General features: G+C 66.4%; 17 protein-coding genes. 7 read left to right on the plus strand and 10 right to left on the minus strand.

Annotated features, from left to right (window positions below; genetic code table 11):
- Nucleotides 1-21 precede the first annotated feature (21 nt).
- From P12x_RS03095 to P12x_RS03110, 4 genes are all read right to left on the minus strand, one after another.
- The gene (locus P12x_RS03095) at nt 22-1422 is read right to left on the minus strand and encodes a carboxypeptidase-like regulatory domain-containing protein (RefSeq protein WP_435009367.1); all 1401 of its coding nucleotides are present in this window, start codon (nt 1420-1422) and stop codon (nt 22-24) included.
- Nucleotides 1423-1695: 273 nt separating this feature from the next.
- Nucleotides 1696-2898, minus strand: coding sequence for a hypothetical protein (locus P12x_RS03100; RefSeq protein ID WP_435009368.1), 1203 nt, complete (start codon nt 2896-2898; stop codon nt 1696-1698).
- A gap of 148 nt (nt 2899-3046) precedes the next feature.
- Nucleotides 3047-4084 carry a DUF1559 domain-containing protein gene (locus tag P12x_RS03105; RefSeq protein WP_435009370.1) on the minus strand — a complete coding sequence of 346 codons (1038 nt, stop codon included), beginning with the start codon at nt 4082-4084 and terminating at the stop codon, nt 3047-3049.
- Nucleotides 4085-4292: 208 nt separating this feature from the next.
- On the minus strand, nt 4293-4538 hold the full coding sequence (locus P12x_RS03110) for a hypothetical protein (protein ID WP_435009371.1): 246 nt from the start codon (nt 4536-4538) through the stop codon (nt 4293-4295).
- A gap of 467 nt (nt 4539-5005) precedes the next feature.
- Between P12x_RS03110 and P12x_RS03115 the strand changes: the two genes are divergently transcribed.
- The 3 genes from P12x_RS03115 (at nt 5006) to P12x_RS03125 (ending at nt 9850) form a co-directional block, all read left to right on the plus strand.
- Nucleotides 5006-6418 (plus strand): MATE family efflux transporter, encoded by a 1413-nt coding sequence (locus P12x_RS03115; RefSeq protein WP_435009372.1) that lies wholly within the window; start codon nt 5006-5008, stop codon nt 6416-6418.
- Nucleotides 6419-6505: 87 nt separating this feature from the next.
- Entirely contained in the window at nt 6506-8761 is a 2256-nt protein-coding gene (locus tag P12x_RS03120; protein WP_435009373.1) for a sigma-70 family RNA polymerase sigma factor, read from the plus strand.
- 78 nt (nt 8762-8839) lie between these two features.
- On the plus strand, nt 8840-9850 hold the full coding sequence (locus tag P12x_RS03125) for a glycosyltransferase family 2 protein (protein WP_435009374.1): 1011 nt from the start codon (nt 8840-8842) through the stop codon (nt 9848-9850).
- Here P12x_RS03125 and P12x_RS03130 read toward each other — a convergent pair.
- Both P12x_RS03130 and P12x_RS03135 read right to left on the minus strand, forming a co-directional pair.
- Nucleotides 9820-11799 carry an alpha/beta hydrolase-fold protein gene (locus P12x_RS03130; RefSeq protein WP_435009375.1) on the minus strand — a complete coding sequence of 660 codons (1980 nt, stop codon included), beginning with the start codon at nt 11797-11799 and terminating at the stop codon, nt 9820-9822. The genes P12x_RS03125 and P12x_RS03130 overlap by 31 nt on opposite strands.
- 47 nt (nt 11800-11846) lie before the next feature.
- Entirely contained in the window at nt 11847-13364 is a 1518-nt protein-coding gene (locus tag P12x_RS03135; protein ID WP_435009376.1) for an ArnT family glycosyltransferase, read from the minus strand.
- A gap of 271 nt (nt 13365-13635) precedes the next feature.
- On the opposite strand from P12x_RS03135, the gene P12x_RS03140 reads away from it, so the two are divergent.
- Nucleotides 13636-15474, plus strand: coding sequence for a serine/threonine-protein kinase (locus P12x_RS03140; RefSeq protein WP_435009377.1), 1839 nt, complete (start codon nt 13636-13638; stop codon nt 15472-15474).
- Between the two features lie 11 nt (nt 15475-15485).
- Here the strand turns inward: P12x_RS03140 and P12x_RS03145 are convergent, their stop codons facing one another.
- Nucleotides 15486-17081, minus strand: coding sequence for an ATP-dependent DNA ligase (locus P12x_RS03145; RefSeq protein WP_435009378.1), 1596 nt, complete (start codon nt 17079-17081; stop codon nt 15486-15488).
- Nucleotides 17082-17366: 285 nt separating this feature from the next.
- Here P12x_RS03145 and P12x_RS03150 point away from each other — a divergent pair, with 285 nt between their 5' ends.
- The gene (locus P12x_RS03150; protein WP_435009379.1) at nt 17367-18596 is read left to right on the plus strand and encodes a diguanylate cyclase; all 1230 of its coding nucleotides are present in this window, start codon (nt 17367-17369) and stop codon (nt 18594-18596) included.
- 22 nt (nt 18597-18618) lie between these two features.
- On the opposite strand, the gene P12x_RS03155 is transcribed toward P12x_RS03150, so the two are convergent.
- Together P12x_RS03155 and P12x_RS03160 are read right to left on the minus strand one after the other, a co-directional pair.
- Complete coding sequence (locus P12x_RS03155; RefSeq protein WP_435009380.1) at nt 18619-19659, minus strand: ligase-associated DNA damage response exonuclease; 1041 nt, start codon at nt 19657-19659, stop codon at nt 18619-18621.
- A gap of 21 nt (nt 19660-19680) precedes the next feature.
- The gene (locus P12x_RS03160) at nt 19681-20466 is read right to left on the minus strand and encodes a sugar phosphate isomerase/epimerase family protein (RefSeq protein WP_435009381.1); all 786 of its coding nucleotides are present in this window, start codon (nt 20464-20466) and stop codon (nt 19681-19683) included.
- Nucleotides 20467-20922: 456 nt separating this feature from the next.
- Between P12x_RS03160 and P12x_RS03165 the strand changes: the two genes are divergently transcribed.
- Nucleotides 20923-21651 (plus strand): hypothetical protein, encoded by a 729-nt coding sequence (locus tag P12x_RS03165; protein WP_435009382.1) that lies wholly within the window; start codon nt 20923-20925, stop codon nt 21649-21651.
- Here P12x_RS03165 and P12x_RS03170 read toward each other — a convergent pair.
- Nucleotides 21648-22193, minus strand: coding sequence for an NUDIX hydrolase (locus P12x_RS03170; protein WP_435009383.1), 546 nt, complete (start codon nt 22191-22193; stop codon nt 21648-21650). The two genes, P12x_RS03165 and P12x_RS03170, sit on opposite strands and share 4 nt — an antisense overlap.
- 386 nt (nt 22194-22579) lie before the next feature.
- Between P12x_RS03170 and P12x_RS03175 the strand changes: the two genes are divergently transcribed.
- Nucleotides 22580-22780: a hypothetical protein gene (locus P12x_RS03175; protein WP_435009384.1), complete on the plus strand. Its 201-nt coding sequence runs from the start codon at nt 22580-22582 to the stop codon at nt 22778-22780.
- The last annotated feature ends 156 nt before the right edge of the window (nt 22781-22936 follow it).

Consider the following 22936-nt stretch of genomic DNA (forward strand, 5'->3'; position numbering starts at 1 on the left):
GCGAAAAGCCGTGAGGGTTGCTCACTTCGCCTTGAGAATGACCTCCGCCGCCAGGCCACCCTTTACGTCGATCGTGACCGGCTCGGTTTCCTCGCTGTCCGGACCTGGGTTCGGTCGCCCGGTCAGGATGTAGCGGCCCGGCGGCAGGATCGCGAAATTCATCTGATCCCTGTCGTCGATGTTCCCCGATCCGCCGTAGGAGCCCACCACGTCACCACCCTCCGGCGAGATCTTGACCACGTATTCACCGACCCGCTTCTTGCCTTCGAAATCCACCGTTATCAGGACGCTTCCGGCCCTGTTCATGCGGATCTCTACGTTCTCTTCCGGCGACTTGACGGGATGACCCAGGCCGGGCCCGTAATAGCCCGGCTTGTTGACCCAGATCGACGCCGTGCCGGCCGGGATCGTCTCGGCGCGGAAACGTCCGTTGGCGTCCGTCTTGAATTTATACTCCGATGGAGACTGATATCTGCCGCCGGACGTGGCCTGGACGTTGCCGAATCTCACGTTGACGTCGGCCATGGGCGTCCCATCCTCGTCGACGACCCGTCCCGAGACCGGGGCGGAGCGAACCAGACCGATATCGAAGGACTGCCATCGCGGCTGGTCGTCGAGGCGGGCATGCCCGGCGATTCGCGGCACGAAGCCCTCCGCCTCGACGACCACGCGGACCCAACCCGCCGGGGCGTTCTTCAACACCCAGCGGCCCTGGGCGTTTGCCTTGGCCTCGGCCACAACCGGGTAGAGGTAGCCGCCCTTCTGCTGAGGATCGACCCGCTGGAGCCGCATCGTGGCGGCCAGGGGCTGCTCGGTCGTCAGGTCGGTGACCTTCCCCTCCATCACCGGCCCGTCGGCTACCGTGAAGCCGTGGGCCACCAACCGGTCATCGATGACTTCGATTCCCGCCGGGATGGCCACGCTAGCCCAGTCGATGCCGGCGGTGTAGACGTCGATCTGCGAGGGCGGCGAGGTTTCGCCGGCACCTGTCGGGTTGAAGTCGGCCGGAAGTGTTCGGAGCTTCTCCCAGTTGGCCGGCACCCAGAGGCTGAACGCCCAGTCGATCTTCGCCGCCGATAGTTTCTCCGGCTCCTGGTTCGGGGCCAGCCAGAACGAGTGGCCCACTCCGTCATGGACGACTACCTTCTTAACCTTCACGTCCAGCTTGACGAAGTCGGCCAACGCGGCTGAGAGGGCCTTCGCGTCGCCACGGCACTCGGAATGCCACTGACCACCGCCGAACGGCGGGCCTTCCCACCATGCGACGCGGCCAGTGTGGTTGAAGATCGCCGCTGCCCCGGTGGGCCAGCCGGGGTCGCGGAGGGGGGTATTACCGGTACCTCCGGTGATCAACGCGGACGCCTCCCGAGGGGACGAGACGGCAAGGACGGCCAGAAGCAGGACGATTGAGATTCTGGACATGGTAACCCCCGGGTAGAGAGCGCCGAGGAAAGCGACATTGAATCTACGGATGAGAGCCGAAATCCCTAGTCCGATGGTATCCAGTGGCGGGGAGGTAGGGGGTCCAGGGTCGTGTCGCCCAGGGAGATCGCGCTCCTTGGGCTACCACAGATCATGACTTGCGGATCTTCCACAACCGGCTCGTCGTCTCATCACTTCGCCGCGCAACTAAGCAGGCCGTGAACCACACGAGCACGCGGGAGCGGGTAGGACTTCTCCGGGGAACCCTTGGGATCAGAGCCGGATATAAATCTTCTGACGCTCGAGCGCCCGGACGAACAGGTAGCTGACCAGGAAGAAGACCGCGAGCCCGGCCAGGCAGTACCAGAGGGGGGAGTCGCCGGGCACGACCATCCGGACGGTTTCCTCGACCTTGTGGTGGATCAGGTAGGCCGCCAGCGGGTTCTGACCGAGGGTCCGGAACAGACCGACGCGGACCGGGCCGACGTCGCAGGCCAGGACGAAGAGCGCGTAGAGGGCGAACGCGTAACCGGAGGCGAACCAGGTGAACGGGAGGCTGACGACCCGCTTGCCCATCATCCAGTAGTTCTGCTGACGCTCGGAAGCCGGCGGCGGGGCGACGAACGGGGGCTCGGCCAGGAGCGATGCCACGCTTCGACCGGCCAGCCTGGCGAACGGGGGACGGATCGGCGAGTCGGCCAGGTCGCCCCGGGTCGAGGTCGCGGCAGGTTCGAGGTCAATGTCGCTGTTGACATCGTAGAGCCTCGTGAGGCACGAAAGGGCGTAGGCGATCACCATCAAGGCCAGGCCCCAGACCAACATTCGGCGAGCAGCCAGGACGGGGCCGCTGGCGGAGACCGCGTCGAAGGCCAGGGTCCCGGCCAGCATCGGCTGGGCCCAGGCGATCAGGCCGAAGGCCCCCCCGTCCCAGCATCGACGGCCCGCCGCCCCCCAGTAGGCGTCGAGCCAGTTGGGCCGGCCGTGGACGAAGTCCCAGTTGAACAGGTCCGAGATCCCGACATGGAGCAGCCCGAAGGCGAAGAAGACGCCGAGCCGCATCCGCCAGCCGGAGGCGATCGCCGGGAGGATCAGGAGCTGGGCCATCCCGATGATCGCCAGGACTTCCCAGAGATCCGCCTTGATGAGGGCGGCGATATGCTCGCGGACGGCCTCGGGGGACATCTCGCCCCAGGACTTGAACTTGTCGCCCACGCCGAAGGCCACGATCGAGACCAGGACCAAAGCCAGGCTCCGGACGATCGTCTTCCGATAGGCCCCGGGGCGTCCCGAGGCCAGGGCTTTCATGAAGGTCAGCCGGTACGAGAAGCCGCACGCGAACATGAAGCTCGGCATGATCGAGTCGGCGTAACTGAAGTAGTCATTGTTGTGCTTGAAGACCGAGTGGACGGCCGCCAGGCCCCCCAGGAAATTGACGACGAACATCCCCGCGACGGTGTAGCCGCGGAATTGGTCCATCGAGGCGATCCGCCCCGGGGTTGAGTCGGTGGCCACTTCGGCTCGGTCCTTTCCGGGAGCAGGCCCGGGATAAGAAGAAGGCATGCCCGACTTTCGGCCGGGCATGCCTTCGGGTCGTCCGTTCGAGGGAGACGGGCGATTGCCCCGTTCAGTAGGAGTCGGCCGAGATCACCTCGCCGCCGTTCCGGGTGGAGAGGGCCTGGAAGACGCCCCGGGGCGGGGTGCTGGTGTAGTTGGGGTTGCTGAAGGTGATGTTTCGTGGGTTCCAGGAATTGACCGTGTTCTTGATGAACCGGACCGACCCGTCGCAGAAGGCGAAATTACAGCCGCCAGGGTGCATGCTGGTGGAGGTGCAGGCGAAGTTCGATTGCCGGGGGACGATCTTGGGGATGGATTCGGCCGACACCGAGTCGACGAAGTAGTTGGGCGGGAACAGCGTCGAGAACGTGGTGTCGCCGTAGTCGCCCGAGGTCCACCAGTTGAGCCCGTAGAAGTCGTCCGATCCCTGGGCGATCCGGCCGTGGGCGTGCTCGCCATAAAGGATCGTGTTGCTGGTCCCGTCGGTGATGGAGGCCAGCGTGGTCACGCCGATGCTCGGCCGCCCGTCGCCGGGAATGCCGCCCTGGTATGCGAAGACGCCGTTCATCTGGGCCATCAGGTTCGGCGCGCCGACGCCGGTCTGGTGGTACATGAGCGGCCCGAGGTTCGCGGCGTAGCTCGAGTAGGTGAAGGGGACCACCGTGTCGTCTTCCCAGCCGTCGCCGGCCACGCCGGGCCAGCGGAAGTTGACGATCGCGGCATCGCTCGGGCACCAGAGGATGCTCATGCCGAAGCCGTTGATGGTGGAGTTCATCGCGGTCCAGACCATGAGGCTACTGTTGAAGTTGTTGAAGATGTTCCCCTGCTCGTAGTACTGGGTCAGGGCCAGGAACGGCCCGAAGTTCTGCCGGATCGTCGAGCCGTCCTGCATCCGGCCCCGGTGGTCGCCCATCGGGAAGGAGCCGACCGAACTCTCGTAATTCATCGTGGCCAGGCCGAGCTGCTTCATGTTGTTGACGCATTGCGTCCGGCGGGCCGCCTCGCGCGCCGCCTGGACGGCCGGCAGCAGCAGGGCGATCAGGACCGCGATGATCGCGATCACCACCAAGAGCTCGATCAGGGTAAATCCGCGTACACGCCTCGACATCGATCAGGCCCCCAGTAAATGCGTAAAGAACAATCAGATAAGGAAATGAGAGGATTCCCTCGTTCAGCCCGGGGCCGTTCCCCGGGGCTCGGGCCGCCGTTCGCGGACCCCGAGCCGGCATCTTCGGGATTCTCGGCCGGTTTCCGGTGAAGCCGCCAAGTGGGAATTGTGAAGATGACTTCAGTTGAGCAACAGAGCGCCCTCTCGCTCAGCCCGGATCCTTTTCCTTGAGGAGGGCCCGTCGTTCGCGGCCGCTGAGCCGGGCGTCCTCCTGCTTGGCGTTGAGCTTCTTCCCCTTGGTTTTCGCGACCTTCGCCTCCGCGGCCGGCGGGACGACCCACGAGTCGGCCGGCGGCGGGCCCGAGGATTCACAGCCCGACGAAATCCAGCACAAGCCGATCAGAATAACCCCCGCCTTCTGGCCGAGGGGTGAATTCGGGCGATGCGCGATCATCACCGTTCCCTTTCCTATGACGGCTAAGTCCCGAGAATCATGCCCGGAAGTAGAACCCTTCCGGCGACGACACATCGTCAAGAGCGGACGGCACGACGGCACCGTCGGCCCTTTGGGCTTTGAACAATCTTTGGAGATCGGCTCCGAAATTCGGACGATTGGACTATCACGATCGGATCGTTGAAATGCTGATGCGACATCAAGCTAATATGGTATTCAGGTTGCCGTCAATGTTTAATTTTTGCAAAACTTGCATGGCTCGAGAGAATTGTCCGCTCATGAAATGAGAATGAGATCGAACCTGCGCTGGTTTGTCGGGGACTGGTCCTCTGGCCGCCGGACCTGGAAGTCGAGGGGTGGGACCGGAGGAGTCCTCCCCCCTGTCCCGGGAAGTCCCCGGATCTTTATGATGGCCCCTCCGCCCCGGCGCTTCGGTGGGGCCTGGCGAACCGCTTAGAAATACACGAATGTCCACGAATCTCCGAGAATTCGATTCAACCCGGCCCGTCGAGGGCACCGCCCGGCTCATCAAGGAATTGGGGCCGATGCTCCGATTGGCCGGGCCGGTGGTGGTGGCCGAGCTGGGCTGGATGGCGATGGGGATCGTCGACACGATCGTCGTCGGCCCGCTCGGGGCCGAGGCCACCGGCGCGGTCGGCCTGGGGAGCAACCTGTACATCGCCTCGGCGATCTTCGGGATCGGTCTGTTGCTTGGACTCGACACACTGGTGTCCCAGGAGCACGGAGCGGGGCGCGAGGACGACGCGAGGCGGAGCCTGGCGCAGGGGGTCTACCTGGCGGCGGCGATGACGCCCTTGACGATGCTCCTGATACTAGGCGTCATTACCCTCCTGCCCCGGATGGGAATCCTGGACGAAGTCATCCGGCTGACCGTCCCTTACCTGGAGGCGTTGGCCTGGGGGACGGGCCCTTTGCTCCTCTTCGCCGCGTTCCGCCGCTACTTGCAGGGGGTGGGCGTGGTCAAGCCGATCACCTTCGCGCTGGTGACGGCCAACCTGATCAACGCGGCGGGCTGCTGGGTGCTGGTCCACGGCAAATTCGGGCTGCCGAGGATGGGGGTCGAGGGGGCGGGCTGGACGACCTGCCTGTCGAGGGCCTACCTCCTGGCGGTCGGGGTTGGCGCGTTCGCGATCTACGGCCCGCTATCGAGATCCGGCCGGAATCCGTTCCGCGACTGGCCCCGGCCGGAGTGGTCGAGGCTCCGGGCCTTGATCGCGCTGGGGCTCCCGGCGGCGATCCAGGTGACGCTGGAGGTCGGGGTCTTCGCCACGGCCACGACCCTGGCGGGTCGGCTCGACGCCGCGAGCCTGGCGTCGCACAACATCGTCCTGAATATCTCGAGCCTGACCTACATGGTCCCGCTCGGGATCGCCTCGGCCGGGGCGGTCCGGGTGGGTCAGGCGATCGGTCGAGGGGACGAGAAGGCGGCCTCGAACTCGGGCTGGACCGCCCTGCTGATCGGGGCGGTTTTCATGACCCTCTCGGGGTTGTCCCTCCTGACGATGGCCCGACCGATTATCGGGATCTTCACCGGCGACGCCCGGGTGATCGAGACCACGGCCCGCCTGTTCTACCTGGCCGCGGCGTTCCAGCTCTTCGACGGGATCCAGGTCGTGGCCACCGGGGTCCTCCGGGGGGCGGGGGACACCCGGACCTCGATGGCGTGCAACCTCCTGGCCCACTGGGGGATCGGGCTTCCGATCGGCTACGCCCTGGCATTCTGGCTGGATTATGGTGTCGTCGGGCTCTGGGTCGGCCTCTCGATCGGACTCTGCCTCGCCGGGCTGGGCAACCTGACCTTCTGGGCGAGGACCGCTCGGAAGCTGAGGGAGGGGAAGGTGAAGCGGATCGAGGATTGATTTCCTCGGGATTCGGAACCATCGGCCGGACTTGTCGCATTACTCTGGGTATAGGGGTGGGCGATGGTCCGGCGGAGGGTCTCGGACGTGGCAATCGGGAAAGATGGGGCGACCTATCGGCGGATCGGGGCCCTGTTCCATCTGGGGGCGATCCGCGAGCTGTCCGACGGGCAACTCCTGGAACGGTTCGCGACCGGCCGGGACGAGGGGGGCGAGCTGGCGTTCGCGGCGCTGGTCGAGCGGCATGGCTCGATGGTCCTCCGGGTCTGCCAGAGTGTCCTGGCCAACTCGCACGATGCGCAGGATGCGTTCCAGGCGACGTTCCTGGTCCTGGCCCGGAAGGCCCGAGGTCTCTGGGTCCGCGACTCGCTGGGCCCCTGGCTCCATCAGGTTGCGTATCGGGCGGCCTCGGGGGCGAAGGCGACCGCCGCCCGCCGGAGTCGTCTGGATCGTCGGGCGGCGAGGTCTGCCGAGCAGGCAGTAACCGAGCCCGTCGACGAACTGGCCCGAATCCTCCACGAGGAAATCGAAAGGCTTCCCGAGCGTTACCGGGCGCCGGTGGTCCTCTGCGACCTCGAAGGGTGCACCCACGAGCAGGCGGCCCGGCACCCGGGCTGGCCGATCGGGACGGTCAAGAGTCGCCAGTCGAGGGCCCGCGATCGGCTCCGCGAACGGCTCTCGGACCGGGGCCTGACCCCCGACTTCGGACGACTCCCCCTCATCCCGATCCCCCCCACGCTGGCCGACGTGACGGCCCGCGCGGCGATCCGATTCCTCGCGTCCCGGGCGATCGCCCCGGGGTCTGCCGCACTTTTGGCCCAGGGAGTCATTCGAGCCATGATCCTCACCCAGACCTTGAAGGCGGCATCGGCCTTGCTCTTGATGGGCCTGACCGCCTCCGGCGTCGTCCTGCTGGCTCAGGATGGACCAGCCCGGGATGATGCCCCACCCGCGACCGCCAAGGAGGACGAGTCGACCATCAAGGTCGGCCCGGGGAAGCTTCGGGTTACGGTCTCCGGGCGCGGGAATGTCCAGGCCCTGAAGCTGCGGGATCTGGTCAGCGAGATCGAGGGCCAGACGACCATCATCTCGATCCTACCCGAGGGGATGAAGGTAAAAGAAGGCAATGTCGTCTGCGAACTCGAATCGTCCTTGCTCCGAGACCGGCTCGTCAACCAGAGGATCTCCGTGAAGTCGGCGGAAGACGCCCTGAAACGATCTCGGATCGGGCGTGAGGTCGCCGAATACTCCGTCAAGGAGTACGTCGAGGGGATTTCCCGGCAAGAAGAGGCCGAGTTGAGGTCGCGGATCGATCAGGCCCAGTCGCGAATCGAGCGGGCCGGTACACGGCTGGAGAAGATCCGGGCGGCTCGCAAGCGACTCGATCATGCGGTCCTCCCCCAGGCGGATTCCGCCAGGCCGTCCGAGATCTTGGCCGAACTGACCATCGATGATCGACTCGAATCCGCCGAACTCGGGATTGTTCGCGAAAAGCTGGAGCGGGAACAGGCCGAGATTCGCCTCGAAGTACTCGAAAAGTACTCGAAGCCCAAGAAGACGCTGGAGTTGGAAAAGGTCGTCCTGGCCTGCCAGGTCGATGAAGAAGACAAGCGACTGGCCCTGGAGTTGGAGAAGAGCAAGGGAGACAAACTCGAACGACAGATCAAAGCGTGTGTGCTAGTGGCCCCCCGCAATGGAGTGATCGTCTACGCCGAGGGACAGCCCGGAATCAGCCCAGGAGGTTCGATCGAGGAAGGGGCAACGGTCCGCGAGCGTCAGAAGATCCTCTCCGTGGTCGACCTCGACAGCCCGATGCTGGTGGACCTGAGGGTCGGGGAACCCAGGGTCGACCGGCTCGAACCGGGGCAACGGGTCTTGATCAAGGTCGATGCGGCCCCGAACGAAACGCTTGATGGTACGGTCGAGGAAATTGCTCCCAGGCCCGATCCCCACTCCTTCAACTCGCCTTCCGGCAAGCTCTACGCCGTCCGGGTGGCCATCGATCAGGCCCACCCGAGCCTGAACCTTCGCCCAGGGATGTCGTCGTCCGCCGAGATCCTCGTGTCCGAACTGGACAACGTCCTGACCGTGCCGATTGCCGCCCTGGTCCGCTACGACGACGAATATCACGTCGTGGTGAAGTTGCCAGGCGGCGGCGTGGAGTGGCGTGAGGTCACTTTGGGCGAGGCCAGCGACCAAGACGCCGAGGTCATGCAGGGGCTCAAGGCTGGCGAGGTCGTGGCCACGAACCCAGGCGACCTGATGACAGAGGAAGAGAAGCGCCAGAAGCTGGGCCAGCCTGTCCCGTCCGCTCGTCGGAAGACCCCTCGGAAGGCCGGTTGATCTTCAACGATGGGGCCGTTCCTGTTATTCCTTGGGCAGCGTCCTGCCCCTCACCAACCATGGACGGTGGCGAAAATCATGGATGATTTCGTCGATTCGATCCCCGACCTCAGCGTCGTCGTCCCGCTCTTCGACGAGGAGCGGGTGGTCGGGCCGCTCCACCGACGATTGGTCGCGACCCTCTCGACGATGGGGATCTCTCACGAACTGGTCTTCGTCGACGACGGGAGCCGGGACTCGACCCCCTGGCTGCTCGACGAGATCCAGGCGGGGGACTCGCGGGTCTCGGTCATCCACCTGAGCCGGAACTTCGGGCATCAGGCGGCGGTGACGGCGGGGCTCGACCATGCCCGAGGCCGGGCGGTGGTCGTGATGGACGGCGACCTGCAAGATCCCCCCGAGGTGATCCCTCGGCTGGTCGATCGATGGTCCGAAGGGGCCGATGTCGTGTATGCGGTCCGTAGGAACCGCAAGGAAGGCCCGGCCAAGCGGCTGGGCTACTTCGCGTTCTACCGGATGCTCAACGCGATCAGCGACCTGGAAATCCCGCTCGATAGCGGCGACTTCTGCCTGATGGACCGGAAAGTTGTCGACGCGATCAACGCCCTCCCCGAGCGGGCCCGGTTCGTCCGGGGGCTCCGGACCTTCGTGGGCTTCCGCCAGGTCGGGGTCGAATACGATCGCGAGGCCCGCGAGGCGGGCCGCCCCAAGTACACCTTCCGGGCGCTGATTGGTCTGGCCGCCGATGGCCTGGTCAGCTTCAGCGGCTATCCCCTCCGGCTCCTGACTTACGGCGGGGTCGCGACGGCGATGCTGGCCGCCTTGCTGACGGGCTGGGTGTTCGTCGACGCCTTCGCAAACCAGACGGCCCCGAGGGGCTGGGCCAGCGTGATCGTGGCGGTCCTGTTCATGGGGTCGATGCAGATGATCGGCCTGGGGATCGTCGGCGAATACGTCCGCCTGATCTTCCTGGAGTCCAAGCGGCGGCCGACCTACATCGTCGGCGAGCGCCGGACCCACTCGGGCCTGGCCCCCGCCCGACGGTTGAATTCCCAGGCTCAGCGAGTCTTCCACTTCTCATCGAAGTAGCCGTTAACCTTCACATCGTCATATTCGCCGATCTTGATGATGGCGTGGTCCCCCAGGTGGGGATACAGCAGGGCGTTGGTCCCGGTAAATTCCCTGGCCCCGAAGGTGTACCCGCTGTTGATGACGACGTAGCGTAGCTTGTTGAGCGGGTTTGCATTGATGAGCACCGGCGCGTGATCGGCCGCCGGGAACATCCCCCCGAGCCCCACCTCGGCCGAGGTCCAGGTCATCGGCAGACCGGGCAGGATCCTGGCGATCAGGCGGTTCGAGCCGGGGTCGCCGAAGAGGATGAGGTGGTGATCCTCGATGTCCAGATCGGTGACGTCGACGTCGTCCTTGATCCGCAATTCACCGCGCATGAAGCGGGACCAGTCGTCGGCGAACCGTTCGAGGCGGGCGTTGGCCCAGGCCTGGACTTCCGGATGGTGGGGCTTGCCGGTCCCCAGGACGACCAGGAAGGGGGCCGCGAAGGCGTCGTCGATCGGCCCCTGGAGTCCCGGGTGCTTCTCTCGCTTCTCGTTGGTCTGGACGGCGAGCGACTGGTCGTGGTCGAGGACTTCCCAGCCCTTATCGGTCTTCTGGAAATAGACGTCGGGCAGGAGTTCCCCAATGGCTTCTCGAAGGAGAAACTCCTGACCATCGAGCCGGAGCGTATCCCCGGCCTGCCGGTCGATCGCGATGACGGCGATGTTCTCGGTCTGGACGGTGGCGACCTCACCCTCCCGGTTGGCCTCGATGGTGGCCGGTCGGTAATGCTCGATGAGCCGGTGGAGCGTCACCCAGCCGACTCGGTTGTATTTGAGGGTGTAGGTCACGAACCGGATCTTCGGGGCGAGGCTTGGCGGACCGTCCGGGATGTGCTCGTCGTGGAAGGTCCGCATGAGCTGGGTGCTCTCCTTGTCGACCGCGTGGCCCATCCCCTTGCCGATGATCCGGAGGAAGTCGATCCCCTCGGCCTTCGTGACCAGCCCCTCGGTCTTCATGGGTACTCCGAGTGCGACGAGGGCCTCCTCGATGTTCTTCGAGGCCTGGGCCTGGGGATCATTCTCGCCGCCGTAACCGACCATCGGGACGTCGAAGGCATTCCGGGCGTAGTCGACGGCGTCATAGATCCGGAGTCCCTTGCGGACGACCTCGGAGGGGTCGCGGAGCTTGGCGTAGTTGATGGTCTCGGTGAACCCCGCGCCGGCTTCGACGGAGGACCATCGACTCGGGTGGTGGAGCCCCAGGTGCCAGGCCCCCGCACCTCCCATCGAGAACCCGCGAAGGACCACTTTCCGGTCATCCACCCGGTAGTTCCGGCGGACCGCGTCGATCGCCTCGAAGACGTCGGTCTCGCCCGCCCATCGGTAGGCGTTGTTCCCCCGGCCGAACACGTGGAGGACCAGCCCCGGGAGGTCGTCGGGTCCGGGCTTGCCCTCGCGAGCGTCGAAGAATCGTGCCTCGGAGATCTTCGAGTCCCGGCCATGCAGCACGACGTCGAGTCGGAGGCGATCGTTGGGGGCGTGGCCCGCCGGGACGATCACCGCATAAGGCTGCACCGACCCGTCGACCCGGGACCGATACCCCCGGACCGTCGACCCCGTGGCCTCGGCCCAGGGGGTGTGCCCCTCCGCCAGTGTCTTGGCCCGCTCCATCCCGATCGAGAGGGCCTTGAGGGTCCGGGCGACATCCTTCGCCTCGAAGAAGTCTCCGTGCTTCAAGGGTCGCCGGGCCGCGATCAGGCAGACCTCGACGTCGGATATCGCATCTCGGCCCCCCGGCCCGTCGCCAACTTTGGCTCGCAATCCCTCCAGGGAACCGGCCAGTTCGGCCGCCTTCGCCTCGATCTCGGCCCGCTCGGCCTCGGTCGGCTGGTACCGCTCGGCCGCCTTGGGTGCCTGCCAGGCCAGGACCGGCACGGCCCAGGAGAACAAGATCATCGCGACCAGACCGGTCCGGTAGCTCATGGTCAGAAGCCCTTCTAGATCGGTGGAAATCGGGGTCGCAAGGCCGTTCACTCTACCAGAGCGGGGCCGAGGGTTACCGGGAGGACTTCTTCGATGGCGATCGTCATCCCGTCCGAATCCCGGCCCCAGACTCGTCGGAACCGCCCCGGATGCTCGCGGACATATCGCTCCAGCGGGCTGGCGGGTGCCCTGGCATACCGGTTTTCATCGACGATCAAATAGGCCGCGCCGAGTCGTTCGATCGACCGGGCCACGTCCTCGGGATCGTCCGAGTCGGGGGCGAGGCCCACCCGCCCGGTGGCCCAGAAGACCTCGGCGGCGTGGGTGGTCAGGATCGGCCCGTTCCGGTCGCCGTGCCGGGCGATCCAGTCGCAAGCGGCGTCGAAGCCTCGATCGGCCCGGCGTTGCGCCTCGGCCCGCCCGGTCATCAGGGCGTAAGCAGGGTAGGGGATCGAGGCCGCCAGGACGGCCCAGGCGGCCCAGGCCCTCGGACGCTCGAGCCGGAGCATCGCCGCGATCGGGGTCAGTCCTTCGATTGCCCCCACGATCAGGCACGGGACGAGCGGGATCAAGAATCGCCCGGCCTCGGTAAACGGCCAGACCAGGAGCAAGGGGAACGTGGTCAACGGGACCAGGCTTGCCAGCCGACGCCTGGGCGATGGGAAGGCTCGACACCATCCCCACGCGATCAGGCCCGTCGCGGCGAACGCCCAGGCATTGACCAGGAAGTAAAGTGGGGCCGAGTTCGCGAACACGGTGCCGATCTCGACGACGGGCGCGATCCATTGGTCTGGGATCCGACGGACGTAGAAGAGGAACTGGCGGGCGACGAGACCGGGCAAGGGCTCGCCCGCGATCAAGCCGACCTGGGTGGGGCGTCGCGAAGCCGCCAGCCATGCAACCCAGGGGAGAACGACCAGGCTCGCCGAGGCCCCGGCCAGGAGGGCCATCGACCGGCGTCCCCTGAGGAGGAGTTCCAGGCCGATCGCCGCCGCCAGGGTCACGCCGACGTGCCGGGTCAGCACGCAGGCTCCGATCAGCAATCCCAAGATCAGACCCCGCCCGACCCCGCCTCGGCGGGCGGCCCATAAGGTGGCCAGGATCGCGAGCTGGCCCAGCAGCAGATACATCGGTTCGGAGAAGATCGCCCCGCCGACCCGTCCCCAGGTCCAATTCACCGCCAGGGCCAGCCCGGCGGCCAGTGCGATCCCGGGGCGGTACATCGACCCGAACCATCGCCAACCGGCGAGGATCGCCCCGAATGTGCAGGCCACCGAGAAGAGATGCGCGGCCTGGGCGGATCGCCCCGTCAATCGCCAGAGGCCCCCCAGCGCCAGGGGATAGCCGGGCGGATAGTGGGTATGCCGCTCTCGGCCCGGCGTGTGGATCTCGCGATACCCTTGCCCGGTGGAAAGGGCCAGGCCGAGGACGGCGTAACCGGCCCCGTCATAGCGAGGGGGCGAAGAGATCCCGGTATTCAGGCCGACCGACCCCAGTGCGACGGCTCCGATGATCAGGCCGGAAATCAAGCCGCGTCTGGATCGACCCGATCGCAATCCCGCCATGAGCTTCCCCGGTCCGGATCGTCCCCGAGGCTCCTCGATCGTGAGTCACGACCCGCCCGGGACAGGGGCGGTTATACCGGACCTCCTCGGCCGTCGGCTACGATCCGGGGGAGAAAAGCAGTTCTAACCCGAGAAAAATGAACACCGATGAATGAGCCGGCGGGTTGGGATTGCCCTCGGAACGACGTGACGGGATCATGGTGCCTCGGGAAGTGGCACCGGCCCGGGTGAGCCCGGCCCGCCCGCCTCCCTCGGCGAGAGATCCCGGCTCATGGCGAAGTCGAAGGTGGACGCGGATCGCACCCTCCTGCTCGGCCTCCTGGCGCTCCAGATGGACCTGATCGACCGCGATGCGCTGATCGAGGCCCTCAAGGCCTGGGTCGCGGATCGCTCGCGTCCGATCGACCAGATCCTCCGGAAGCATCGGGCGATCGACGCCGAGGCCCAGGAGATCCTCAACAAGCTGGCGAGAAAGCGGCTCGACGAGCGCGAGGCCGAGTCCGGTCGGGGTGCGTTCGCGTCGAGTCTCGTCGAGCTGGTCCGGGGGGACATCGCCCGTCTCGGCGATCCCGAGCTGTCCGCCAGCGTCGGCCGGCTCGGCGAGCCCGCGCCGACCGAGGCCGATCCCTACGCGACTCGCCTCCAGGATCCGGGGGCGGAGACCCTCCACGCCGACTCTCTCTCGCCCGGACCTGCTGGATTCCAGCTGATTCGACTCCACGCCAGAGGAGGGCTTGGAGAGGTCTATCTCGCCCGGGACGAGCAGCTCCATCGAGAGGTCGCGCTGAAGCAGCTTCGGGAACGTCACGCGGACCGGATCGAGAGCCGATCCCGATTCCTTCGCGAGGCCGAGTTCACGGGGAGCCTCGAACATCCGGGGATCATCCCGATCTACGGGATGGGGAATTATTCGGACGGTCGGCCCTATTACTCGATGAGATTCGTCGACGGCTCGACCCTGAAGGAGGCGATCTCCGCCTACCATCGGGCCGATGGCCCGGACGGGGCCGAGCCCGAGGTTCGCTCGATCGCGTTCCGGAAGCTCCTTCGGCACTTCCTGGGTGCCTGCGACGCCATCGCCTTCGCGCACAGCCGGGGCGTGATCCATCGCGACATCAAGCCGGACAACATCATGATCGGCCGGTTCGGCGAGACCCTGGTGGTCGACTGGGGACTGGCCAAGAACTTCGACCCCGACGAGGGACGAGGGCCTGCCCCCTCGCGCGAGGCCCTGGTCGAGACCATGGTCGGGGCTCCCCTGGGGACGCCCGCCTACATGAGCCCCGAGCAGGCCGCCGGGCAGATCGACCGGCTCGGGCCGGCTAGCGACGTCTACTGCCTGGGGACCACCTTCTATCACCTCCTGACCGGCCGGATGCCGTTCGAAGGGGGAGACGTCAGCCAGGTCCTCAGCCGGGTCGCTCGGGGCCAGTTCACGGCCCCCCACCGGGCGTCCCGAGGTGTCCCCGCGCCGCTCTCGATGATCTGCCTGAAGGCGATGGCCCTGGACCCCGAGGATCGCTACCCCACGCCCCAGGCCCTGGCCCTCGATATCGAGCACTGGCTGGCCGGCGAGTCGGTCTCGGTCTATCGGGACTGGTTCCCCCGGCGGGCCTGGCGATGGGGACGGGTCCATCCCTGGGTCGTCGCCAGCGTCGGGGCCATCAGCTTCTGCGTGATCCTCGTCTTCCTGGCCTCGGCGCTGGTCCTGTCGATCCCCGGCCTGATTCTCGCGGCCATTGGGGGGTTGGTCGGGCTGCTGGCCGGGGCCGTCCGGGGGCAGGCCAGTCGGGGAGCCCGGGAAGGTTCGGCGGTGGCCTTCCGGATCGGGACCGTGGCCGCGGCGGTCCTGTTCCTCGCCGGGGTGGGCTACGAGGCCGTCGTCCTGGTCAGTCGGGGCGGGCCGATCTGGGGGGTATCACGGCCGGGCCTGGATCAGCTCGACGGCTATCGGCTGGCGGCTTCCAGGGCCAGGGCGGGCGACCTGGGCGGGGCCAAAGCCTGGTACGACTGGGCCGAGTGGTGGGCGCGTCGGGCCCGGAGCGAGCCGGCCCTTCGCGCTGAGGTGGAACGCGCGAAGGCCGAGGCCGCAGCGGCCATCGGCCCTTGATCGCCGACGGATCACGGGTCTAGCGGCAGCAGCGCCCGGATGGTCTCCAGGGTGTCGGCCTCCTCGGCCTTCTTGTCGACGCGCCAGCGGAGGATCCTCGGGAATCGGACGGCGATCCCGGACTTGTGCCGGGTCGATCGCTGGATTCCCTCGAAGGCCAGCTCGAAGACCAGCTCCGGCTTGACCGTCCGGACCGGGCCGAACTTCTCGACCATGTTGCAGCGGACGAAGGCGTCGACCTTCGCGATCTCGGCGTCGGTCAGGCCGGAATACGCCTTGGCGAATGAGACCAGCTTGCCCGAGTCGTCCCAGACGCTGAAGGTGTAGTCGGTGTAGAGGCTGGCCCGCTTGCCGCTCCCTCGCTGGGCGGCGGTCAGGACGGCGTCGACGGTCAACGGACTGACCTTCCACTTCCACCAGTCGCCCCGCTTCCGGCCGACGTGGTAGGGCGATCCCAGCCGCTTGAGCATCAGGCCCTCGGCCTGTCGGTCGCGAGACTCCTGCCTCGCCTCGGCCAGGTCTTCCCACGATCCCGCCGCGACCGAGGGGGAGAGGATCAGGCGTCCCGGCAAGTTGATCGAGCCGACCAGGGCCGAGAGCTCCTCCCGCCTCCGCTCGAAGGGCTCGGTGCGGAGGTCGCGGCCCTGGTGCTCGATCAGGTCGTAGGCGACCAGGACGACCGGGACTTCGGCCAGGATCGCCTTGCCCAGCGTCTTCCGGCCGATCCTCCTCTGGAGCTGTGCGAAGGGCAGGGGGGCACCGTCCCTGTAAGGGAGGATCTCGCCGTCGAGCACCGTCCCATCGGGGAGGAATGCCCCGAGCGTGGCCAGCTCGGGATAGCGATCGGTCACCAGCTCCTCGCCCCGGGTCCAGAGGAAGGTATCCCCCTCCCGGCGAATGAGCTGGCATCGGATCCCGTCCCACTTCCACTCGGCGAGCCAGTCCTCGACCGGCCCGAGCCCCTCGGGCGAGCCTTCCAGGGCATGGGCCAGGCAGAACGGATAGGGGCGGCTGTGGTCGGCGTCCCTCGCGTCGGTCCGGCGGAGCCGGTCGTAGAACGCGGGGTCGGGCTCCCAATCCCCCATCAATCGGTGCGCGATGACGGCCGCCTCGACCCCGCTGGCCTTCGCCAGGGCCCGGGTCACGAGCTGCTGAGAGACTCCGACGCGGAAGCCGCCGCTGATCAGCTTGTTCCAGACGAAGCGCTGGGTCCGGTCCATCGAGCCCCAGGCTTCGAGCATCGCCGCCTTCTGGGCGGGCTCGTCGGAGTCGCGGAGGGTCAGGAGCTTCGCGACCCAGAAACTCAGCGGCAGGTCGCTCGAACGCCCGGCCGTCGGCAGGAGCAGCGCGACGGTCTCGGCCACGTCGCCCACGGCATCATACGATTCCCCGAAGAGCCAGTCGGGCACCCCGGCGGCCTCGGCGGCCCACTCGCGGAGTTTCTTCGAGGGGACCGCCTGCTTCGGCTTCCGCCCGATCAGGAAGTAGACCGCCCAGGCCGCATCGGCCGGCCTGGCCCGGGCGAAGTAGGCGGTCAAGGCCTCGACTTTTTCGCCGGTTCGGGTGGTTTCGTCAAGGTCGGCATAGAGTTCGGCGAAATCTTTCATCGTCGAGTCGCAGTCCCTTGATGATTCCGCCCAACGGACGTCACGAGACTCGTCCGCCCGGCGTCGTCTCCCGGAAGATCGTCGCGTCTGACGGTGGGATCGGTCAAGGGTCCTGGCCAGGTCCTGCCCTCCCCTCCCACCGCTCCGGGCTGCGGATCATTCTCCTCGAATCGAACGGTGAACTATGCTTGGGGCTGGAGGTCTGGAGTTCCGATCGCCTTTCCTTCGACCAGGGCTACTATCGGGGGGACATCGGGAAGATCGATCAGGGGGTTTGTTGAGGGCATGATCGAAACATCGTCCCCCCTCCACTTCGACCGGCGATCGTATCCGGCGAGGCTCGATCCCGGCTCGATTCCCGAGTCGTTCGTCGCCCAGCTCGGGCGGCTGCGCTTCACCGAGCCCAGGGTCGAAGCCGCATTTCGGTCGGACTATTTCGCCGGATCGATCGCCGGGGTCAGGATCAACTTGATCTTCGGCCTGGTGGTGTTCGCCGTCTGGGCGCTGGTGGATCGGGTGGTTCTTCCCGATATCGCCGACATTGCCTGGTCGTTCCGCGTCGGTGTGGCCTGCCCGGTCTTCCTCGTCGCCTCGATCCTCTCGTTCTCCCGCCGATTTGACCGACTGATGGTGCCGACCCTCCTGGTGGTCGACCTCGTCTCCGGCTTGATCATGATCGCGATCATCGTCGTGGCCGGGGCGGAGGGGCACCGCTATTACTATGCCGCATTAATGCTCGTTACCATGGGTTGCAGCATTTGCCCGGGGTTACGGTTCCGGGCCTCGATGGCGGTCACGCTGGTCGTCCTGGTCGCCTATGAGTTGGCGCTCTGGTCGGACGCCACGCCTCGAGTCGCCCTGAATAACTCGATGTTCCTCTGGACGGCCCAACTCCTGGCGGCCAGCGTCTCCTATTCGCTGGAGCGTCAGAACCGATCGGACTTCTTGCAACGATGGGTCATCCGCCAGCAATCCCAGGCGCTCCAGGAGGCGCTTCAGGAGGTCGATCGGGCCTCGCGAACCGACTCCCTGACCGGGCTCTTCAATCGTCGCCATTTCTTCAACGAGGCGGAGGTCGGGAGCGGCCGGGTCTCGGTCATCATCCTCGACGTCGACCACTTCAAGCTGATCAATGATCGGTTCGGCCATTCGGCCGGGGATCGCGTGCTTCGCGAACTCGGGCGGAGGGTCCGCGAGGCGGTCCGGCCCGGCGACATCGCTTGCCGGTACGGGGGCGAGGAATTTGCCATCCTGCTCCCGGGTGCCGACCTCGTCACCGCGGCGACCGTCGGGGAGCGAGTCCGGAAGGATGTCGAGGCCGAGTCATTCGACGCCGGACCGGCTTCCCTCCGGGTCACCATCAGCGCGGGGGTCGCCTCGATCTCCGATGGCGAGGCCGCCGCGATCGAGGCCCTCATCGACCATGCCGATCAGGCGCTCTACCAGGCCAAGCACGCCGGCAGGAACCGGGTCCGAACCTGGGACCGGGGGCTGGCCCACGCCGAGGCCAACTGAACTCGGGCCAGACCCCGAACGCTCAGGGTGGCGACTCTGGGGCCGGGTCTTCCAGTTCCGGCGGGTCGTCTCGTTCCCCCTCGTAGCGGGTGGGGAGGACCTCGGCCTCGATCCCCCGCTCTCGGAGATATCGGACGACCACGGATGTGTACCCGTGAGTGACCAGGACCCGGTTCGCCCCGGTCGCCTCGATCGAGCCCAGCAATCCGGGCCAGTCGACGTGGTCCGAGAGGACGAAGCCTCGGTCCACCGCCTTCCGGCGACGGGTCCCCCGGATGGTCATCCAGCCCGAGGCGATCCCGTACGAGGCCGGGCCGAACTTCCGGGCCCAGGGCGTCCCCTGCGCCGAGGGGGGGGCGACGACGATCGAGGGGCTCCAGTCCTTCCCCTTGATCGCCGCCCCCGCGTACGAGGTCGGCGGCAGGTCGATCCCGGATTCGCGATAGGCCCGGGTCAGCTTCTCGACCGCCCCATGCGTGAGGATCGGGCCGATCGAAGGGTCGAGCCCCGAGAGCAGCCGCTGCGACTTCCCCAGGGCGTAACCCAGGAGGATGCTGGTCTTCCCCGACGACTGGTTCGCCCGCCACCAGGCGTTAACCTCGGCGAAGACCGACTCCTGCGACGGCCACCGATAGATCGGCAGGCCGAAGGTCGACTCCGTGACGAACGTGTGGCATCGGATCGCTTCGAACGGCGAGCAGGTCGCGTCGGGCTCGACCTTGTAATCGCCCGAGACCACCCAGACCTCGCCTCGATATTCCAGCCGAACCTGCGACGACCCCAGGATGTGCCCGGCCGGGTGGAGCGAGACCCGGACGCCCCCCAGGTCGACCGACTGACCATAGGGCATCGCGTCGATGATCGCCTCGCGTCCCATCCGGACCTGGAGGACCGCCGCCCCTTCGCTCGAAGTCAGGTAGCGCCCGCAACCCCAGCAGGCATGGTCGGCATGCGCATGAGTGACGACCGCCCGGGGCACGGGCCGCCAGGGGTCGACGTAGAAATCCCCGACCTCGCAGTAGAGTCCCAGGTCGGTCACGCGGAGGAGTTCGGTCTGGTTCATGAGCAGCAAGGCTCGCGGTCTTCAGGGGCGTTTCGCCTCGGATCGCAAGGATTCGAGGTGGGCAAGACCCTGCCGGGCGGCATCGAGAGGGTCTGTGGAGCATTCGTCGAGTTCGATGATCCAGTCGACCGGATCTGTCAGGGCCTGGAGGATCCTCGGGAGATTCACCCGGCCGCGACCGAGCGCCGTCATCGGCTCGCCGTGGACCGCCGGCCCGTCTTTCCAATGAATCGATCCGATTCGCGTCATCAGTTCCGAGAGAACTCTTGCAGGATCGATGCCGGCCGTTTGCGCCCAGTAGATATCCAGTTGCCAGAAGGTTTCGGGGTGCAACCGCTCGTGGAACAGCCGGATCGGGATCGCTCCGCCGACCGGCTCGAATTCCCACCAATGATTGTGAAGCCCGAATTGAAGCCCATGATCCCGGGCGAGGGTCCCGGCTTCATTGAAGGCCGAGATCAGCTCATCGATCCCCGAGCGCGAATCGAATCGCGGGTCGCGCGGCCAGCCATGCCAGATGATCCTGGAACATCGGCACTCGCTCGCGATCTGGACCCACGAGTCGATGTTGGCAGGGGTGGGCAGGTCGCCATGAATCGAGACCACGGACAATTCGTGATCTGCCAGGAGTTCGGCGAGGCGTCCCGGAGTCAGGCCCGGCGGCGGAGGAGCGACCTCGACGGCCGAGAAACCGGCCGCCTTCACCCGTTTCAGTGCCTTGTCGGGGTCCGACGCCAGCTCCTCCCGGATCGTCCAGAGCTGCAAGGCGATGGCATGGGGCTGATTCGGATTCGATCGAGGATCCATCGAACACCCGCGAGAATCGAAATCGAAGCTGAGTTGGGACGGCGAGATTGAAGGTATCGCCGACTCAGGCCGCTCACAATCGCCTTGTCCGTGATCAGCGATTGATGAATCGCGGTGGAGGTCGAGGAAGATCGGTCGGATATCGCCAGGCCCTCCGGAGTGCTTTCCTGTTCGGGCGACCCGTCCAAGGGTCGAGGCATTGCGGAAGCACAGGATTCCTCGGGCATTCGCTCCCCCGGCGGAGTAGGTTTTGATTGTGGTGAAGGCTCAGGTCTGTTCGGCTTTGTTAGAATAAGGTGCTGGTGCCGTGCCCCGATTCGGAGATACCCTCGCGAACGAGGGGGGCGTAGACTCTTCGAGGGTCAAAACACGTCATCACGAGCTAGGATCCCAAAAGCGGCCGTCCGATTGTGAACCCGGGCCGCTGGAATCGCCCAACCCCGCACCGAGGTTCTCATGTCCCATGCGGCCCGTTGCCTCGTCGTCATGATCCTGTCTTGCCTCGTCACGAGAGAAGCCCCGGGGGCCGACATCGAGACGCCCGGCCTCCGGGCGACCCAGGTGACCGTCGCGATCGAGCGGGACGGGTCGCGTCGCCAGTTCCGGGCGACGGTCATGGCCCGGGCCGATGAGACGATGACCTTGCTGACCGCCGCCCACTGCCTGTCGGCCGAGGACCAGGGCGGGCCGGCCCTGCTGATCCTCGATGGATCCGAGATCGTGGAGGGGACCGTCCTCTCGATCATCCGGAACCCCTCGTACCGGGTCCACGACGGCCGGGAGGTCCCCGGGCCCGATAACGCGGTGATCCGCCTCGGATTCGAGGGGAGCAAGCGGCCGGGAGGCCCGGCGTTCCAGGCCATCCAGCCCGCGCCCGCGCTCTCGGCCCGATGCTTCCCGGGCCCGGTGGGGCAGACCGTCGCCGTCCGGATGATCGACGGTCGAGGGGTCGAGCACGCGGTCCGGGCCGGGAATTATTCCAACCCCCGATGGCTGGAGTGGGGGCCCGCCTACAAGCCGATTCCCGGCGATTCCGGGGGCGGGGTCTTCGTCGTCCGGGAAGGGTCCGATGGGAAGCCCCGGCCGATCCTGATCGGGATCATCGTCGGCCGCGATGACAAGGGCGGGGGGGCCTCCCTGGTCTCGCTCGACCAGCGATGGCTGTCCGACGCGCTTCCCCGTTAGGGGGCCACCACGTTGTTACTCCGGAGTCGGTCGCAGAGCAGGAGGGCCAGGATCGTCTTGGCGTCCTCGATCTGACCGTCCCGGACGAGGGTCATGGCCTCGTCCCAGCGGACGACGACCGTCTCCATCTTCTCGTCGGGCTGATGGTCGGTCGGGCCGGGTTGCAAGTCCTCGCAGAGGTAGAGGTACATCCGCTCGTTCATCACTCCGGGCGAGACGTACCATTCGGCGATCCGGGTGATCGAGCCGGCCCGGTAGCCGGTCTCCTCGGCCAGTTCCCGGCCGGCGGTCGAGTCGGGGGTCTCCCCCTCGTCGATCGTCCCGGCGGGGATCTCCAGGAGGGTCCGGCCCACGGCGTACCGGAAGTTCCGGATCAGGCAGACATGGTCATGGTCGACCATCGGCATCAGCGCGACGGCCCCCCGGTGGACCACGACCTCGCGGTCGGCGACCGTCCCGTCGGACAGCCGGACCGGCTGCAAGGCCAGGTCGATCTTGCGACCTCGGAAGATCACGCGACGCTCGTCCATCGGCTCGTCCACGGGCCGGCTCTCCTCGATTGGTGCGACCGGGCGTCGTGCCAGGTCTGTCGATAGTCTGGCCGGGAAGAGGCCAGCCGGTCCAGGGCCTCGATCAAGATCGGCTCCTCGGCGACGAGGCCGAGGCGGGCAAGCCCCTCACTCGCAGGCAACGCCTTCGGCGATCGTGCGGATTCGCGAGGGGACCTCCAAGGCGGCCCAGGATGCTCGATCGAGCTTGGGCCGATCTTCGGGTTCGACGAGGCGGAATATGTTGGATGATATCGTGTGGATTTGTTGTCTAAGAATTTTATTGCATTACTTTTACGACGATGCTATGGTTCGATGATCTACCCTCTCAAGCGTCTCAATGCTCGTATTATCGACCGGCACATGCGGAGTTTTTCTCCATGCGGAACTGCGCCCCGAACTCCGTGACTCGACGCTCGCTGATCCTCTCGGTATCGGCCTTTCTTTGCCTCGGCCCGGTCGGCTGCGGAGATTCCGCTCCCGCGACGGGCACCCGGAGCGAGGTCGCACCCGAGACGAAGCAGGCTAACGAGAGCATGGAGAATTTCATGAAAACCCAGAAGAAAAAGAAGGGACGCTGAGCCTGGTCGGTCGCAAAGATCGCTAATGACCGAGTGCAGCGAAATCGCTCCTGTTAGTTCGTTTGGGCGAGTGGATTTACGGCGGGGGCAGCTGAGGTTCCCCGACGGACGCCCGTCTGGTTAATCGTGTCAAGAGGGCTCCGCGGGGCCCTCGGT

Source organism: Tundrisphaera lichenicola, from assembly GCF_051175385.1.
GTDB classification, from domain to species: Bacteria; Planctomycetota; Planctomycetia; order Isosphaerales; family Isosphaeraceae; genus Tundrisphaera; species Tundrisphaera lichenicola.

What these genes read in the sequence shown, in the direction of transcription:
- P12x_RS03095 (WP_435009367.1), bottom strand. Translation starts at nt 1,422, where the DNA reads ATGTCCAGAATCTCAATCGTCCTGCTTCTGGCCGTCCTTGCCGTCTCG.
- P12x_RS03100 (WP_435009368.1), bottom strand. Translation starts at nt 2,898, where the DNA reads ATGGACCAATTCCGCGGCTACACCGTCGCGGGGATGTTCGTCGTCAAT.
- P12x_RS03105 (WP_435009370.1), bottom strand. Translation starts at nt 4,084, where the DNA reads ATGTCGAGGCGTGTACGCGGATTTACCCTGATCGAGCTCTTGGTGGTG.
- P12x_RS03110 (WP_435009371.1), bottom strand. Translation starts at nt 4,538, where the DNA reads ATGATCGCGCATCGCCCGAATTCACCCCTCGGCCAGAAGGCGGGGGTT.
- P12x_RS03115 (WP_435009372.1), top strand. Translation starts at nt 5,006, where the DNA reads ATGTCCACGAATCTCCGAGAATTCGATTCAACCCGGCCCGTCGAGGGC.
- P12x_RS03125 (WP_435009374.1), top strand. Translation starts at nt 8,840, where the DNA reads ATGGATGATTTCGTCGATTCGATCCCCGACCTCAGCGTCGTCGTCCCG.
- P12x_RS03130 (WP_435009375.1), bottom strand. Translation starts at nt 11,799, where the DNA reads ATGAGCTACCGGACCGGTCTGGTCGCGATGATCTTGTTCTCCTGGGCC.
- P12x_RS03135 (WP_435009376.1), bottom strand. Translation starts at nt 13,364, where the DNA reads ATGGCGGGATTGCGATCGGGTCGATCCAGACGCGGCTTGATTTCCGGC.
- P12x_RS03140 (WP_435009377.1), top strand. Translation starts at nt 13,636, where the DNA reads ATGGCGAAGTCGAAGGTGGACGCGGATCGCACCCTCCTGCTCGGCCTC.
- P12x_RS03145 (WP_435009378.1), bottom strand. Translation starts at nt 17,081, where the DNA reads ATGAAAGATTTCGCCGAACTCTATGCCGACCTTGACGAAACCACCCGA.
- P12x_RS03150 (WP_435009379.1), top strand. Translation starts at nt 17,367, where the DNA reads ATGATCGAAACATCGTCCCCCCTCCACTTCGACCGGCGATCGTATCCG.
- P12x_RS03155 (WP_435009380.1), bottom strand. Translation starts at nt 19,659, where the DNA reads ATGAACCAGACCGAACTCCTCCGCGTGACCGACCTGGGACTCTACTGC.
- P12x_RS03160 (WP_435009381.1), bottom strand. Translation starts at nt 20,466, where the DNA reads ATGGATCCTCGATCGAATCCGAATCAGCCCCATGCCATCGCCTTGCAG.
- P12x_RS03165 (WP_435009382.1), top strand. Translation starts at nt 20,923, where the DNA reads ATGTCCCATGCGGCCCGTTGCCTCGTCGTCATGATCCTGTCTTGCCTC.
- P12x_RS03175 (WP_435009384.1), top strand. Translation starts at nt 22,580, where the DNA reads ATGCGGAACTGCGCCCCGAACTCCGTGACTCGACGCTCGCTGATCCTC.